Origin of the sequence: Streptomyces sp. NPDC007901 (assembly GCF_042959465.1) — a bacterium.
Lineage (GTDB): Bacteria > Actinomycetota > Actinomycetes > Streptomycetales > Streptomycetaceae > Streptomyces.
Genome location: NZ_JBIBKW010000001.1, coordinates 331,956 through 344,747, shown reverse-complemented (window position 1 = coordinate 344,747; position 12,792 = coordinate 331,956). Strand labels below are relative to the sequence as shown.

The following is a 12,792-nucleotide window of genomic DNA, read 5'->3' as shown; positions in this document are numbered from 1 at the left end:
TCAGGCCTCCGTTCCGGTGCTCTCAGCCGGAGCGGCGGCGGGGGCCTCGGCCTTGGGGGCCTCGGCGCCGGCAGCCTGCTGCGGCTTGCGACCGCGCCGCTCGCCACCGCGGCCACCACGGGCCGGGCGGTCGGCAGCGCCGCCACCACGGGCCGGGCGGTTGCCGGCACGGGCTGCGGCGTTCTCGGCGCGGACCTCGGCGATGTTCTTGACGTCGCCCTTGTAGATCCAGACCTTCACACCGATACGGCCGAAGGTCGTCTTGGCCTCGAAGAAGCCGTAGTCCACGTTCGCGCGGAGCGTGTGCAGGGGCACACGGCCCTCGCGGTAGAACTCCGAGCGGGACATCTCGGCGCCGCCGAGGCGGCCACCGCACTGGATCTTGATGCCCTTGGCGCCGGCCTTCATCGCCGACTGCATGCTCTTACGCATGGCGCGGCGGAAGGAGACGCGGGAGGAGAGCTGCTCGGCAACGGCCTGAGCAACCAGCTGAGCGTCCGTCTCGGGGTTCTTGACCTCGAGGATGTTCAGCTGGACCTGCTTGCCCGTGAGCTTCTCGAGGTCACCGCGGATGCGGTCGGCCTCGGCGCCACGGCGGCCGATGACGATGCCCGGACGCGCGGTGTGGATGTCCACACGCACACGGTCACGGGTGCGCTCGATCTCCACCTTCGAGATACCGGCGCGCTCCATGCCGGACGTCATCATCCGGCGGATGGCGACGTCTTCCTTGACGTAGTCCTTGTACAGCTTGTCGGCGTACCACCGGGACTTGAAGTCCGTGGTGATGCCGAGCCGGAACCCATGCGGGTTAACCTTCTGGCCCATTACCGGGTTCCTTCCTTGCTGCTGACGACCACGGTGATGTGGCTGGTCCGCTTGCGGATCCGGTAGGCACGGCCCTGGGCGCGCGGACGGAACCGCTTCAGGGTCGGGCCCTCGTCGACGTACGCCTCGGAGATGAAGAGGCTGTCGGCGTCGGTGTGGTCGTAGTTGTGCGCGGCGTTGGCGATGGCGCTGTCGAGCACCTTGCCGACCGGCACGGAGGCTGCCTGCGGAGCGAATCGCAGAACAGCCTGAGCCTCCGTGGCATCCATGCCACGGATAAGGTCCACCACGCGGCGGGCCTTCATGGGCGTAACGCGGATGTACCGCGCCTGGGCCCTGGCTTCCATGGTTGTCCCTCTCAGTTACTTACGTGTCTGAATGCGATCCGCTACTAGCGGCGCTTCGACTTCCGGTCGTCCTTGACGTGGCCCCGGAAGGTGCGGGTCGGCGAGAACTCGCCGAGCTTGTGGCCGACCATCGACTCGGTGACGAACACCGGGATGTGGGTCTTGCCGTTGTGCACCGCCAGGGTGTGACCCAGCATGGCCGGGACGATCATCGAGCGGCGGGACCAGGTCTTGATGACGTTCTTGGTGCCGGCTTCGTTCTGGGCGTCCACCTTCTTGATCAGGTGGTCGTCGACGAAGGGCCCCTTCTTCAAGCTACGCGGCATCTCAACCCGTCCTTAGCGCTTCTTGTTCGTCTTGCGGCGGCGGACGATGTACTTGTTCGACGCCTTCTTGGGCGAACGAGTACGGCCTTCCTTCTTGCCCCACGGGGACACAGGGTGGCGACCACCGGAGGTCCGGCCCTCACCACCACCGTGCGGGTGGTCGACCGGGTTCATCACGACACCACGGACGGTCGGGCGAACGCCCAGCCACCGCTTACGGCCGGCCTTGCCCCAGTTGATGTTCGACTGCTCGGCGTTGCCGACCTCACCGACGGTGGCGCGGCAGCGCGCGTCCACCATGCGGATCTCGCCGGACGGCATACGGAGGGTCGCCATGGCGCCCTCACGGGCGAGCAGCTGCACCGAGGCACCCGCGGAGCGGGCGAACTTGGCGCCACCACCGGGACGGAGCTCGATCGCGTGGATCGTGGTACCGACCGGGATGTTGCGGAGGGCCAGGTTGTTGCCCGGCTTGATGTCGGCCCCGGGACCGTTCTCCACGGTGTCGCCCTGCTGCAGGTTGCGCGGGGCGAGGATGTAGCGCTTCTCGCCGTCCGCGTAGTGCAGCAGCGCGATGCGCGCGGTGCGGTTGGGGTCGTACTCGATGTGCGCGACCTTCGCCGGCACGCCGTCCTTGTCGTGACGACGGAAGTCGATCACTCGGTAGGCGCGCTTGTGTCCGCCACCCTGGTGGCGAACGGTCACACGACCGGCGTTGTTACGGCCGCCCTTGCTGTGCAGGGGGCGGACCAGCGACTTCTCCGGCGTGGACCGCGTGACCTCGACGAAGTCGGCGACGCTGGCGCCACGACGGCCCGGCGTAGTCGGCTTGTACTTGCGGATTCCCATTTCTCAGTCCTCGTCCGATATCGGACGATCCGACCCGCTTACGCGGACGGACCGCCGAAGATGTCGATACGGTCGCCCTCGGCAAGGGTCACGATCGCGCGCTTGCTGCCGGCACGCTGACCGAAACCGGTCTTCGTGCGCTTGCGCTTGCCCTGGCGGTTGAGCGTGTTGACCCCGGTGACCTTGACCGAGAAGACCGCCTGGACGGCCTGCTTGATCTGGGTCTTGTTGGCGTTCGGGGCGACGATGAACGTGTACTTGTTCTCGTCGAGGAGCGCGTAGCTCTTCTCCGAGACGACCGGCTTCAGCAGGACGTCACGGGGGTCCGTGTACGACTTGCTGATCGGGGTCTCGACGGTGTTCTTGCCCTCGGCCTCGTGGCGGCGCGCCTTGGCGACGCGCGCGGCCTTGGCGGCCTTGGCGGCCTTCGAGGCGATGCTCGGGTGGCGGGTAGCCATCAGACCTCGGTCCCTTCGGTGTCGTTGGCCTTCGGGCCGGCGACGAAGGACTCGAGAGCGGCCTGGGTGAAGACCACGTCGTCCGAGACGATCACGTCGTACGTGTTCAGCTGGCCCGGCTCCAGGATGTGGACCTGGGGCAGGTTGCGGGCGGACAGCCACGCGGCCTCGTCGGCGCGGTCGACGACCAGGAGCAGGTTCTTGCGCTCCGAGATCTTGCCGAACAGCGTGCGAGCGGCCTTGGTGCTGGGGGTCTCGCCCTCGATCACGCCGGTGACGACGTGGATGCGGTTGTGGCGCGCCCGGTCGGTGAGGGCGTGACGCAGAGCGGCAGCCTTCATCTTCTTGGGGGTGCGCTGCGAGTAGTCACGCGGCTGCGGGCCGTGGACGACGCCACCGCCGGCGAACTGCGGGGCGCGGGTCGAGCCCTGACGGGCGCGGCCGGTGCCCTTCTGGCGGTACGGCTTCTTGCCGCCACCACGGACCTCGCCACGGGTCTTCGTCTTGTGCGTGCCCTGACGGGCAGCGGCGTTCTGCGCGACGACGACCTGGTGGATCAGCGGGATGCTGACCTTCTCCACGCCGAAGATCTCCGCGGGGAGCTCGACGCTACCGGTCTTCTCGCCGGCAGGCGAAAGGATGTCAACAGTGCTCATCGGTTACCTCAGGCCCCCTTGGCCGCGGTGCGGACCAGGACGAGGCCGCCGTTCGGACCGGGAACCGCGCCCTTGATGAGCAGCAGACCCTTCTCCGCGTCAACGGCGTGGACGGTCAGGTTCTGGGTGGTGACACGCTCGTTGCCCATGCGACCCGCCATGCGGAGGCCCTTGAACACGCGGCCCGGGGTGGCGCAGCCACCGATGGAACCGGGCGAGCGGTGCTTGCGCTGGGTGCCGTGACCGGCGCCGAGGCCCTTGAAGTTGTGACGCTTCATGACACCGGCGAAGCCCTTGCCCTTGCTCTTGCCGGTGACGTCGACCTTCACGCCGGCCTCGAAGACCTCGGCGGTGACTTCCTGGCCGAGGGTGTACTCGGCGGCGTCAGCCGTGCGGATCTCGACAAGGTGGCGACGGGGGGTGACGTCGGCCTTCGCGAAGTGGCCCTTGAGGGGCTTGTTCACCTTGCGCGGGTCGATCTCGCCGAAGGCGATCTGGACCGACTCGTAGCCGTCGACGTCGTTGGTACGGACCTGGGTGACGACGTTGGGGCCGGCCTTGACGACGGTGACCGGAACAACACGGTTGTTCTCGTCCCACACCTGCGTCATGCCGAGCTTCTCGCCCAGGATGCCCTTGATCTGCTTAGCCATTCTCAGCTCACCGACCCTCAGAGCTTGATCTCGATGTCGACACCGGCCGGGAGGTCGAGTCGCATCAGAGAGTCAACGGTCTTGGGGGTGGGGTCGAGAATGTCGATCAGGCGCTTGTGGGTGCGCATCTCGAAGTGCTCGCGCGAGTCCTTGTACTTGTGCGGCGACTTGATGACGCAGTACACGTTCTTCTCAGTGGGCAGCGGCACCGGGCCCGCGACCGACGCACCAGTGCGGGTCACCGTCTCGACGATCTTCTTCGCCGAGGAGTCGATGACCTCGTGGTCGTAGGCCTTGAGCCGGATGCGGATCTTCTGTCCCGCCATGGCTACTCAGTAGTCCTGTCTCTGTTAACGCTCTGGAACCCGGCGGATTCCTTCTGCTGCCTTCGTTCCTCCGACCCACGCGGTCGGGCGTGTCGCGCTCCCGCTGACACAGATGCCCCTTGTTCGAACATCCCTGCGGGGAATGCACACGGCCCTTCCGGAACCGCAAGCCGAGGGCGGAAGGCCCACCGGGCGCCTGGCCGGTGCTGCACCACACTTCCCGAAAGATTCCCGTACGTCCGCCCCAGCGCTGCCGTGAGGCAGTTAGGGCGACGAGTACTGTGGGACTCGCTTCCGGTCCTCCCGGCGGGAGGCGCGCAGCATCAACACTCGACCGAGCAACTCCGACAGTCTGCCATAGAGGGCGGGGGGCTGGCCAATCGGGGGCCCGAGAGCATACCCCGGGGGTGACGCACGTCAAACAGGGGTCCGGTTCGGCGTTCTTCCGGCATTGTCCCGGCGGCGGGTGGACAGGCTCACGGCATGCCGGACACTGCACTGCTCATCATCGACATGCAGCGCGCCATGCTCAAGGACGCCCATGACGGCGAGGCCTGCCTGAGCACGGTCGCCGAACTGGCGGCACGGGCCCGCGCCGCCGGCGTACCGGTCGTCTATCTGCGCCAGCGCTTCGACCAGGTGCCCGCCGAGTGGCTGGAGGTCCACCCCACACTGACACCCGAGCCGGGGGACCTGGTCCTCGACAAGGACAGCGCGGACTCCTTCCTCGGTACGACGCTCGGCGAGGTCCTGGCCGAGCGGGCGGTCCGCCGTCTCGTCGTCACCGGTTACGCCTCCGACTACTGCGTCGACTCCACGAGCCGCAGCGCCCTCTCGCACGGCTACGACCTCGTCCTCGTCGCCGACGGCCACACCACGATCGAACGCCCGGCCGGCACCGTCCCGACGGCCGCCCAGATCGTCGCCCACCACAACGGAATCTTCTCCGTCATCCAGTACGCGAACCGCTCGGCCACGGTGGCCCCGGCGGCGGAGATCCGGTTCGAAACCTCACCGACCGTCTGAGCGGCCAGCGTCGTCCACGTTCCACGCCTCCGGCAGTTCACCGCCGCAGAAGACACAGACGAAGTCGGCCTCCCGGACGATGTTGTGCTCCGCGCAGGCGGGACAGCGGCGGAACACCACCTCGTGGGTGAAGGCGGCGGGGCGGCGGAGCGGGATGCCGTCGAGGGCCCGGGCCACCGCCGGCCAGGACGTGACGTCGGGGCAGTAGCCCGTCGACTGGTTGCTGACCTCGCCCACCGCCCAGCGCCCCGTTTCGCGTACGAAGGTGATCTCCCCGGCGCCAAGGACGGCCGCTCCGCCCGCACAGGCCACGTGCTCGCTCCGGCGGGGCGCCAGCCGTAGCAGCCCGTCGGCGCCGACGACGTACGTGAACGGCTCGGCCAGCTCCGCCGGTGACTGCCGAGCGGCCCACGACTCGAAGTCGGCCACGGAGGCGATCCGGGCGCCGGGGGCCGAGGATCGCCTTGCCGTCACGGCGAGTTCGGCGGGGCCCACATAGCTGTAGCCGCGCTCCGGCGGGCCACCGCCGAGCAGTTCCTCCAGCGTCCCGTCGTACGACCGGAGCCCCGCCTTGACGTGGTCCGGAGTGGATGAGTCCGGGCGGAGCGCCGACGGCAGACGGGCGACTCGCCACATGCGGTGGACGAGGGGCGGGGTTACCTTTCCGGCCGGGTCCGCCAGGTCGCAGGCGGCGGTGAGGATCTCGGTGACCTGAGGCGCACCCGAAGCGGCGTCCGTACCCGCGTCGAGGGCCGCCCCCACCAACATGTCCAGGAACTCGGTCAGTTGGAGGTCGGCAGCCATGCGGCACATGCAGCGTACGACCGGCGGCGACGGGTCGTGGAGGCTCTCGGTCCCTGTCACTCCGGCCGACCAGAAGACGAGGAGCGGCGCGGACAGGTCGTAGTCGCGGAAGTAGGCCATCTCATCGGCGATCGCCGTCGCCTCGTAGCGGTCGAAGGCGCAGAGCGCGCAGAGCGTGGCGAAGAGGCGGTCCCACTGCTGCCGTCTGCCCGCCAGGAACGCGCCGACCGAGACGTCGGTGAACGACCAGGTGCCGGTGGCGTTCAGCGCGCCCACGGCCAGGACCGCCCCGAGCGGTGCGAACAGCTCGCGGGCGTACCTCACTCGCCGGCGGCGGCCGCGTGGGAGAGGAAGGCCGTCCAGGTGGCGGGCGGGAAGGTGAGATGGGGACCGCGGGAGGGGGTCGCGGTGTTCTTGGAGTCGCGGACGTGGACGGTGGCGGGGCTGACGGCGACTTCGACGCAGGAGTCGCCTTCGCTGCTGCTGCTGTAGCTGCTCTTGAACCACGTCAGACCGGAGGCGTCCTCGGCCGTGGTCTTGCGGATCATGTCTCCCCCAGCAGTTGTTCGATGAAGGCCGTCGACTCACGCGGCGTGAGCGCCTGAGCCCGGATGATGCCGTACCGCAGTTCAAGGATACGGAGCTGCTTCGGATCGGACACCGGCCGGCCGTTGGCCACTGCTAGCGAACGCCCCACCGCCGAGCCGTCCTCGGACTTCAGCACCTCGATTCCGCCGGCCAGCCCCGCGTGCTCCTCACGGTCCATCGGCATCACCTGAAGCTCGACGTTCCGCAACTGCGCCGCCTCCAGCAGGTGTTCCAGCTACTGACGGAGCACCGCCCGCCCGCCGAGCGGCCGCCGCAGCGTCCACTCCTCCAGGACGAAGCTGAGTTCGGGCGCCGGGTCCCGCTCGAAGACGGCCTTACGGGCCACGCGCGCGGCGATGAACCGCTCCACCTCGTCCCCGGTGTACGCCGGACGCCGCATCAGAAGCAGCCCGCGCGCGTATTCGGGTGTCTGCAACAACCCGTGGATGTTGAGCGGGTCGTAGAGCTGGAGCTCGACCGCCCTCGCCTCCAGCTGCGCCAGGTCACGCACCTTCTTGGGATACCGGACCCGCCGTACGTCCTCCTTCATCGCCGAGAGCAGCCCACCCGCCCCCAGCACCTCGTCCGCCCTGTCCAGGTACTCCGGCCGGGGAATCCGCTTCCCGCCTTCGATCTTGTACACCATGTCCTCCCCGTAGCCGACCGCCTCCCCGAACTCGGCGGCTCGCATCCCCACCGCCTCCCGCCGCAGCTTCAGCTGCCGCCCGACGGTCGCGATGACCGCGACGCCCCAGTCGTCATCGGGATCCACCTCCCAACCGGGCTCGTCCGCCTCGCTCCTGAGCCGCCCCACCGCGCCATCTACGCTCATCCCGCACCCCTCCGTCGTACGACCGTGCCTCGACGACGCCCTACCCGTACGGCCGTGTCCGACAGCCCGGACAGCACCGGACAAGCAGCGGACAGTGACCGTACGCAACGACTCCGTCACTGTTCACGGTAGGCATGGGCGGCCACGCTGAGTGACGTGAACCAGGAAATCTCCACCCCCCTCGCCTGTCCGATCCGCAACTACAGCGTGCTGCTGTCACCCACACGCAGAGGAGCCCGGCTGGCGCGGCTGCTGGCGACCGAGCAACTGCGGTCGTGGGGACTGCCGTCGGAGGACGCGGCGCACGTCGTCGCGGAACTGGCGGCCAACGCGGCGGCGCACGGGCGGACGGCGGGCCGTGGTTTCCGGCTGTTGATGTACGTCGTCGGGAACACGGTCCGCATCGAGGTGACGGACACCTGCGGGGAGCGCCCCCCTCGACTGCAACTCCCCTCCGGGGCGGACGACACGGTCGTGGACTGGTGATCGTCGAGGCCCTCGCGGACCGCTGGGGCGTCTCCCTCGGGCCCCGTCCCCGCAAGACCGTCTGGGCCGAACTGACCGTCACGCGGTCCGCCGCGAGACGGTGACGCCCGCCGCCAAGTAGTTAAAAAACCCAGGGGAAATCCCCCTTCCCAACCCCACCCGCCTCCCCGCCGCCGCCCGTCACCCTCCGGAGTGAACATGGCCAACTGGGCTGGATTCGGTGCAGGTTGCACGGCATATGCTCGCCGCGACAACGCCGGGTGACCATGCGAGCACGCAGACGGTCACCCCCGCACATACGACGGCCCCCGGCCGGGACTAGCGATCCCGATCGAGGGCCTGACCACCAAGGAAGCAGTACCTTCCCGATGGATGCAGAGCACACTAGCGCGCCCCCGCGCGCCCGGTCAGCCGTTCCCGGGTCGAACCCCTCGTACGGGGTGACCCACGTCAACGTCCGGCTCACCACGCGGTACACGGTGGTCGACAACCGCCTTCTCCAGCACCGCGAACTCTCCCTCACCGCGATCGGCCTCGCCGGTCACATCCAGTCGCTGCCGACCGGCGCCCGCGTGGACATCAAGTCGCTGACCGGGCGTTTCCCGGAGGGCGAGGTGCGGATCGCGGCGGCGCTGCGCGAACTGGAAGCCCACGGTTATCTGTCCCGGACGCGTGAGCGGCTGCCGAACGGCCGGATGAAATCGCGGACCGTGTCGTACAACCGGCCGACGGGGGCGGAGGAGGGACGAGAGGTTACGCCGCCACCGCCACCACCCCCTCCGGCACCGGCACCGGCGCCCCGCCCGCCGAAGCCACCTCTGCCGGAACCCACGCGCAGCACCCCCGGCACGCCCGATCCGCAGCGCACGGCCACCACCCTCCTCTCCCGCCTCCACCACGACGACCCCCGCCTCCTCCTCCCCGAACGCGAGGTACGACGGCTCGCCCCGGCCGTCGACGCCTGGCTGGAGCGCGGCGCCTCACCCGAAGCCGTACGCCGCACCCTCACGTCCTGCCTCCCGGCCGAGCCGCTCCGCCACCCGGCAGGCCTCCTGGCCCACCGCCTGACGGAGTACCTGCCACCGCCGCCACCGCCCGCCCCGCCGCGTCCGCTCCCCTTCCAGGACTGCGACGGCTGCGACCGCCCGTTCCGCGCGGCGGTGCCTGGCCGCTGCCGGGACTGCCGCACTCACCAGCCGCTGCAGAGAGCGGCATGACCACCCAGGTCTGTATGACTACGACGAGAGGCCCCGACTCCCCCCATGGTCAGCTCCCCACACGAAGCGATGCACCGGATCTTCCAGCAGGATCCGGGGCTCTTCCCCCGAGCCGTAAGGGCGCTCGGCGTCTCCTTCAGCGATCCGGTCTCGGCGTCGCCGTTTCCCACGGACCTGACGGAGACCCGCCCCCTGGAACGCCGCGTCGACACCCTCCTCCGCCTCGACACGGCCAAAGACGGCAGCTTCCTGCTCGCCGTGGAGGCCCAGGGAGGGCAGGACGCCGACAAGCCCGCCAGCTGGGCCTATTACCTGGCGTATCTCTACGCCAAGTACAAGATGCCGGCAGTACTGCTGGTCGTCTGCCAGGACAGGCACACGGCCGCCTGGGCGGCACGGCAGGTCAGCTTCGGTCCCCCGCAGTGGCCCACCCTCACCCTGCGCCCGCTCGTCCTGGGCCCGGAGACCGTGCCCGTCATCGACACGCCGGAGGCGGCCGCCAAGGACATCTCCCTCGCCGTGCTGTCCTCCGCGCTGCACAGCCGCGCGCCTGAGTCCGATGCCATACTGAAGGCACTGGCAGCCGCCCTGAAGGGCCTGCAGGCCGACGACGAAGACACCGCGAGCATCTACATCGAGCTCACCGAACAAGGCCTGGGCAAGACGCCCGCCGCGGACCTTTGGAGGCACCTCATGGCCGTCGACCTCTCCATCTTCCAGTCCCAGACGGCCCAGGCCCTGCGCGCCGAAGGCCTCTCCGAAGCCCTCCTCGTCGTCCTCAGCAGCCGTGGCATCCACGTCAGCGACGAAGCCCGCGCCCGCATCACCACCTGCGACGACCACGACACCCTCACCACGTGGCTGACCCGCGCCGCCACGGCCACCACCACGGCCGAACTCTTCGCAGACACAGAGGGGTAGGCAGCCCGAGCGAAAGAGCGGGTTAATTCCAGGTTATTCGAAATGAACAAGCTCCGGAAATGCCGCCCACAAAAACCTGTGCGCTGCCCTTTCTGATCATTTCGAAACCCTGTGACATTTTCTGACCTCGGCTTTACCATCGCCCAATGCGTATTTCCGAGGTCGAAGCCGCCAACGCCCGCATGCTGGCCCACGCACCGTCGGTCAGGCCGGTCGCCACCGGGGACATCATCCGCGTGCACCGCAAGAAGTTGCCGTACCGGGGCTACGTGGAGATCGAGTCGCCGTACTGTCCGCCGTTCGTGATGTTCTGCGTGAATGACGATGCGGTGGCCATGGACACCCTGTGGAACGGCACGTTCGGCTACGAGCCCGGTACGCTCGCCACCTGGTCCCAACTGGCCGCGCGGAGCACGACAATCGCGGACGTCGGCGCCCACGTCGGCTACTTCTCGATGATCGCCGCGCATGCCAACCCGAAGGCGAAGGTGCACTCCTTCGAGCCGGTCGACCAGATCCACGCCCGGCTCTCGGTGAACGTCCGCTCCAACGGCGTCCAGAACATCAAGCTCCACCAGGCCGGCGTCTCCAGCGAGCCCGGCTGGGCCGACATCAGCGTCCGTTTCTCCGGGAACCTGCTCTCCACCGGCTCGACCCTGGAGGGCGGCGCCGCCCCTGACGCCCAGCAGAAGCGCATCCAGCTGCTCACCCTCGATGAGGTGTTCGCCGAGACCAAGCTGGACCTCGTCAAGATCGACGTGGAGGGGCACGAGATGTCGGTGCTCCGCGGCGCCCGGCAGGTACTGAAGCGCGACCGGCCGACCCTGGTGATGGAGGCCCTGGTCGACGCCGCCCTCGACGACCTCATCGCCGAGTTCGACCCCCTCGGCTACGACGTCCACTGGATCGCCGAGCACGACGGCGCACTGGTCCCCTGGAACGAACCCCGCCCGCCGCACACCCGCAACCTGCTCTTCGCACCGCGGCACTGAGGCTGCCCCCGGCCCCTGCCTCGCACCGGCCATACCATCGAAGGCGCCACCATCCGTCGCACCTGTGCGGGGCCGACGCTCGTGCCCCGGTGGCCGGTCACTGCGGGAAATCGGCCCAAATGGACAGTTCACGACTGCCGGACGTCACGACACCCTGCGCGCCTGCTGGGAGAAGAACGCTGGTGTCGTAGTTCTCGTACTGGTCGGAGACCAGGAGGTCGGAGTAGCCATCACGGTTCACGTCACGCAGGCGGACATGGATACCGAAGGACGCGTACTGAACGGCATTGCCCGGCACGCCCGCCGTAGCGCGAGTGAACCATTGCGAGCCCGCGCCGGTCAGCCCCTTCCGGCCGCCCCGGAGCACGTGCACACCCCCCGCCTCCTTCGCAGACCCGACCTTCTCGTACGGCACGCCGACGGCGAGGTCCGGATAGCCGTCCCGGTTGCTGTCACCCGCCGAGACGGAGTGGCCGAACTGCTCGTCCTTGGCCGCCGCGGTGGCGACGCCGGTGGTGGACTGCGTCAGGCGATAGGAACTCGCGGCTCCCTTGGGTCCGCCCCGCAGCACGACCACAGAGCCCGCGTGGTTGTTGTACGGGATGTCGCTGACCGCGAGGTCGCCGTAGCCGTTCTTGTCGAAGTCGGCGATGACTCCGCCCGGTTTCCAGTCCGGCGAAGTCTTGTCGTACGTCGTGAACGTCCCTGACTTCAGCGCGGAGCCGCCCTTCAGGAACCACGCGGCTTGCGTCATGTGGCCGTTCTTCTCACCCTGCCCCAGCACGTACAAGTCGGTGGTTCTGTCCTTGGTGACCTTCCCGGCGATCAGCCCTGTCGGCTCGAAAACCCTGGTGACAGTGCGACTTGGGCTGTGCTGAGTGACCTTTCCCGTACGGCCCGCCTTGGAGAAGCCACCCCGGTATACGTAGACCTTGTCGATGTCGGCGACCGCCAGGTCGGGTTTGCCGTCTCCGTTGAAGTCGCCGGCCGCGATCGACCAACCGAACTCGTAGTGTGCGTGGGGGGATGTGAGCGGTAGGCGGGTCGCGCTCGACGCAAGGCCCGACTTCGAGCCCCATACGATCGTGACAGCACCGGCTTCGGCCTTGCCGGCCGCCTTCTCCGTCTTGTCGGCCACAGCGACGTCGGCAAACCCGTCGCTGTTGAAGTCGGCAGTCGCCAACGACTCGCCGAAAGCGTCGGTGCTGCCACCTGACGCCCCAGGTATGCCTGGGCCGTTCTGAGTGAACGTGCTGGTGGTGGCACCGGGCCCGTCCGCTGCCCCGTACGCGACCGTGAACGAGCCGTTGTCTCCCGTCACGTAGTCGCGGTAACCGTCACCGTTGAAGTCGTCGGCGTAGGTGGCGGGAGTGGCGGCGGTTGCGGTGGATGGGAGAGTGAGTGCCAGGCTCGCCGCGAACGCTGCACAGGCCGTGGCAGCGACCGTGCGGACTTCGAGAAAGGTACTGCGGGTGGGCATCTT

Annotated in this window: 15 protein-coding genes and 2 pseudogenes; 5 read left to right on the top strand and 12 right to left on the bottom strand. The window is 68.6% G+C overall.

All coding sequences use genetic code 11. The features are described 5' to 3' along the window. From rpsC to rpsJ, 8 genes are read right to left on the bottom strand one after another with little or no spacing between them, the layout of a single operon-like run. A complete protein-coding gene (gene rpsC, locus ACFZDK_RS01765; protein WP_383712988.1) occupies window positions 1-828 on the bottom strand; it encodes a 30S ribosomal protein S3 in 828 nt (275 codons plus the stop codon). Beyond that, entirely contained in the window at window positions 828-1,175 is a 348-nt protein-coding gene (gene rplV / locus ACFZDK_RS01760; protein WP_003974262.1) for a 50S ribosomal protein L22, read from the bottom strand. Before rplV ends, rpsC begins: the two co-directional genes overlap by 1 nt. Window positions 1,176-1,219: 44 nt before the next feature. Further along, on the bottom strand, window positions 1,220-1,501 hold the full coding sequence (gene rpsS, locus ACFZDK_RS01755) for a 30S ribosomal protein S19 (protein ID WP_003992359.1): 282 nt from the start codon (window positions 1,499-1,501) through the stop codon (window positions 1,220-1,222). 12 nt (window positions 1,502-1,513) lie between these two features. Next, complete coding sequence (rplB, locus tag ACFZDK_RS01750) at window positions 1,514-2,350, bottom strand: 50S ribosomal protein L2 (RefSeq protein WP_041665436.1); 837 nt, start codon at window positions 2,348-2,350, stop codon at window positions 1,514-1,516. 38 nt (window positions 2,351-2,388) lie between these two features. Beyond that, window positions 2,389-2,808 carry a 50S ribosomal protein L23 gene (rplW, locus tag ACFZDK_RS01745; RefSeq protein WP_390968752.1) on the bottom strand — a complete coding sequence of 140 codons (420 nt, stop codon included), beginning with the start codon at window positions 2,806-2,808 and terminating at the stop codon, window positions 2,389-2,391. Then, the gene (gene rplD / locus ACFZDK_RS01740; RefSeq protein ID WP_123974799.1) at window positions 2,808-3,464 is read right to left on the bottom strand and encodes a 50S ribosomal protein L4; all 657 of its coding nucleotides are present in this window, start codon (window positions 3,462-3,464) and stop codon (window positions 2,808-2,810) included. Before rplD ends, rplW begins: the two co-directional genes overlap by 1 nt. An 8-nt stretch (window positions 3,465-3,472) precedes the next feature. Further along, window positions 3,473-4,117 (bottom strand): 50S ribosomal protein L3, encoded by a 645-nt coding sequence (gene rplC / locus ACFZDK_RS01735; protein ID WP_046732368.1) that lies wholly within the window; start codon window positions 4,115-4,117, stop codon window positions 3,473-3,475. 17 nt (window positions 4,118-4,134) lie between these two features. After that, window positions 4,135-4,443, bottom strand: a complete 309-nt coding sequence (gene rpsJ / locus ACFZDK_RS01730) for a 30S ribosomal protein S10 (protein WP_003948644.1) — start codon at window positions 4,441-4,443, stop codon at window positions 4,135-4,137. A 483-nt stretch (window positions 4,444-4,926) separates the two neighbouring features. On the opposite strand from rpsJ, the gene ACFZDK_RS01725 reads away from it, so the two are divergent. Further along, window positions 4,927-5,469 (top strand): isochorismatase family protein, encoded by a 543-nt coding sequence (locus ACFZDK_RS01725; protein WP_390968749.1) that lies wholly within the window; start codon window positions 4,927-4,929, stop codon window positions 5,467-5,469. Here the strand turns inward: ACFZDK_RS01725 and ACFZDK_RS01720 are convergent. From ACFZDK_RS01720 to ACFZDK_RS01710, 3 genes and pseudogenes are all read right to left on the bottom strand, one after another. Further along, a complete protein-coding gene (locus ACFZDK_RS01720; protein ID WP_390970043.1) occupies window positions 5,455-5,943 on the bottom strand; it encodes a hypothetical protein in 489 nt (162 codons plus the stop codon). The genes ACFZDK_RS01725 and ACFZDK_RS01720 overlap by 15 nt on opposite strands. A 650-nt stretch (window positions 5,944-6,593) precedes the next feature. Beyond that, on the bottom strand, window positions 6,594-6,821 hold the full coding sequence (locus tag ACFZDK_RS01715; RefSeq protein WP_390968747.1) for a DUF397 domain-containing protein: 228 nt from the start codon (window positions 6,819-6,821) through the stop codon (window positions 6,594-6,596). Then, window positions 6,818-7,693: pseudogene (locus ACFZDK_RS01710) on the bottom strand (helix-turn-helix domain-containing protein). The gene ACFZDK_RS01715 and the pseudogene ACFZDK_RS01710 overlap by 4 nt, the downstream one beginning before the upstream one ends. A gap of 156 nt (window positions 7,694-7,849) precedes the next feature. Here ACFZDK_RS01710 and ACFZDK_RS01705 point away from each other — a divergent pair. The 4 genes and pseudogenes from ACFZDK_RS01705 to ACFZDK_RS01690 all read left to right on the top strand — a co-directional run bounded on the left by ACFZDK_RS01705 (window position 7,850) and on the right by ACFZDK_RS01690 (window position 11,309). Beyond that, window positions 7,850-8,283: pseudogene (locus ACFZDK_RS01705) on the top strand (ATP-binding protein). A gap of 264 nt (window positions 8,284-8,547) precedes the next feature. Continuing rightward, window positions 8,548-9,396 carry a helix-turn-helix domain-containing protein gene (locus ACFZDK_RS01700; RefSeq protein WP_390968745.1) on the top strand — a complete coding sequence of 283 codons (849 nt, stop codon included), beginning with the start codon at window positions 8,548-8,550 and terminating at the stop codon, window positions 9,394-9,396. Between the two features lie 45 nt (window positions 9,397-9,441). Beyond that, window positions 9,442-10,317 carry a hypothetical protein gene (locus ACFZDK_RS01695; RefSeq protein WP_390968743.1) on the top strand — a complete coding sequence of 292 codons (876 nt, stop codon included), beginning with the start codon at window positions 9,442-9,444 and terminating at the stop codon, window positions 10,315-10,317. A gap of 146 nt (window positions 10,318-10,463) precedes the next feature. Then, a complete protein-coding gene (locus ACFZDK_RS01690; protein ID WP_390968741.1) occupies window positions 10,464-11,309 on the top strand; it encodes an FkbM family methyltransferase in 846 nt (281 codons plus the stop codon). A gap of 97 nt (window positions 11,310-11,406) precedes the next feature. Here ACFZDK_RS01690 and ACFZDK_RS01685 read toward each other — a convergent pair whose 3' ends face one another. After that, on the bottom strand, window positions 11,407-12,789 hold the full coding sequence (locus ACFZDK_RS01685; RefSeq protein ID WP_390968739.1) for an FG-GAP-like repeat-containing protein: 1,383 nt from the start codon (window positions 12,787-12,789) through the stop codon (window positions 11,407-11,409). Window positions 12,790-12,792: the final 3 nt, after the last annotated feature.

Coding starts and splice junctions, on each gene's coding strand:
- rpsC (WP_383712988.1), bottom strand. CDS start 828: ATGGGCCAGAAGGTTAACCCGCATGGGTTCCGGCTCGGCATCACCACG.
- rplV (WP_003974262.1), bottom strand. CDS start 1,175: ATGGAAGCCAGGGCCCAGGCGCGGTACATCCGCGTTACGCCCATGAAG.
- rpsS (WP_003992359.1), bottom strand. CDS start 1,501: ATGCCGCGTAGCTTGAAGAAGGGGCCCTTCGTCGACGACCACCTGATC.
- rplB (WP_041665436.1), bottom strand. CDS start 2,350: ATGGGAATCCGCAAGTACAAGCCGACTACGCCGGGCCGTCGTGGCGCC.
- rplW (WP_390968752.1), bottom strand. CDS start 2,808: ATGGCTACCCGCCACCCGAGCATCGCCTCGAAGGCCGCCAAGGCCGCC.
- rplD (WP_123974799.1), bottom strand. CDS start 3,464: ATGAGCACTGTTGACATCCTTTCGCCTGCCGGCGAGAAGACCGGTAGC.
- rplC (WP_046732368.1), bottom strand. CDS start 4,117: ATGGCTAAGCAGATCAAGGGCATCCTGGGCGAGAAGCTCGGCATGACG.
- rpsJ (WP_003948644.1), bottom strand. CDS start 4,443: ATGGCGGGACAGAAGATCCGCATCCGGCTCAAGGCCTACGACCACGAG.
- ACFZDK_RS01725 (WP_390968749.1), top strand. CDS start 4,927: ATGCCGGACACTGCACTGCTCATCATCGACATGCAGCGCGCCATGCTC.
- ACFZDK_RS01715 (WP_390968747.1), bottom strand. CDS start 6,821: ATGATCCGCAAGACCACGGCCGAGGACGCCTCCGGTCTGACGTGGTTC.
- ACFZDK_RS01700 (WP_390968745.1), top strand. CDS start 8,548: ATGGATGCAGAGCACACTAGCGCGCCCCCGCGCGCCCGGTCAGCCGTT.
- ACFZDK_RS01695 (WP_390968743.1), top strand. CDS start 9,442: ATGGTCAGCTCCCCACACGAAGCGATGCACCGGATCTTCCAGCAGGAT.
- ACFZDK_RS01690 (WP_390968741.1), top strand. CDS start 10,464: ATGCGTATTTCCGAGGTCGAAGCCGCCAACGCCCGCATGCTGGCCCAC.
- ACFZDK_RS01685 (WP_390968739.1), bottom strand. CDS start 12,789: ATGCCCACCCGCAGTACCTTTCTCGAAGTCCGCACGGTCGCTGCCACG.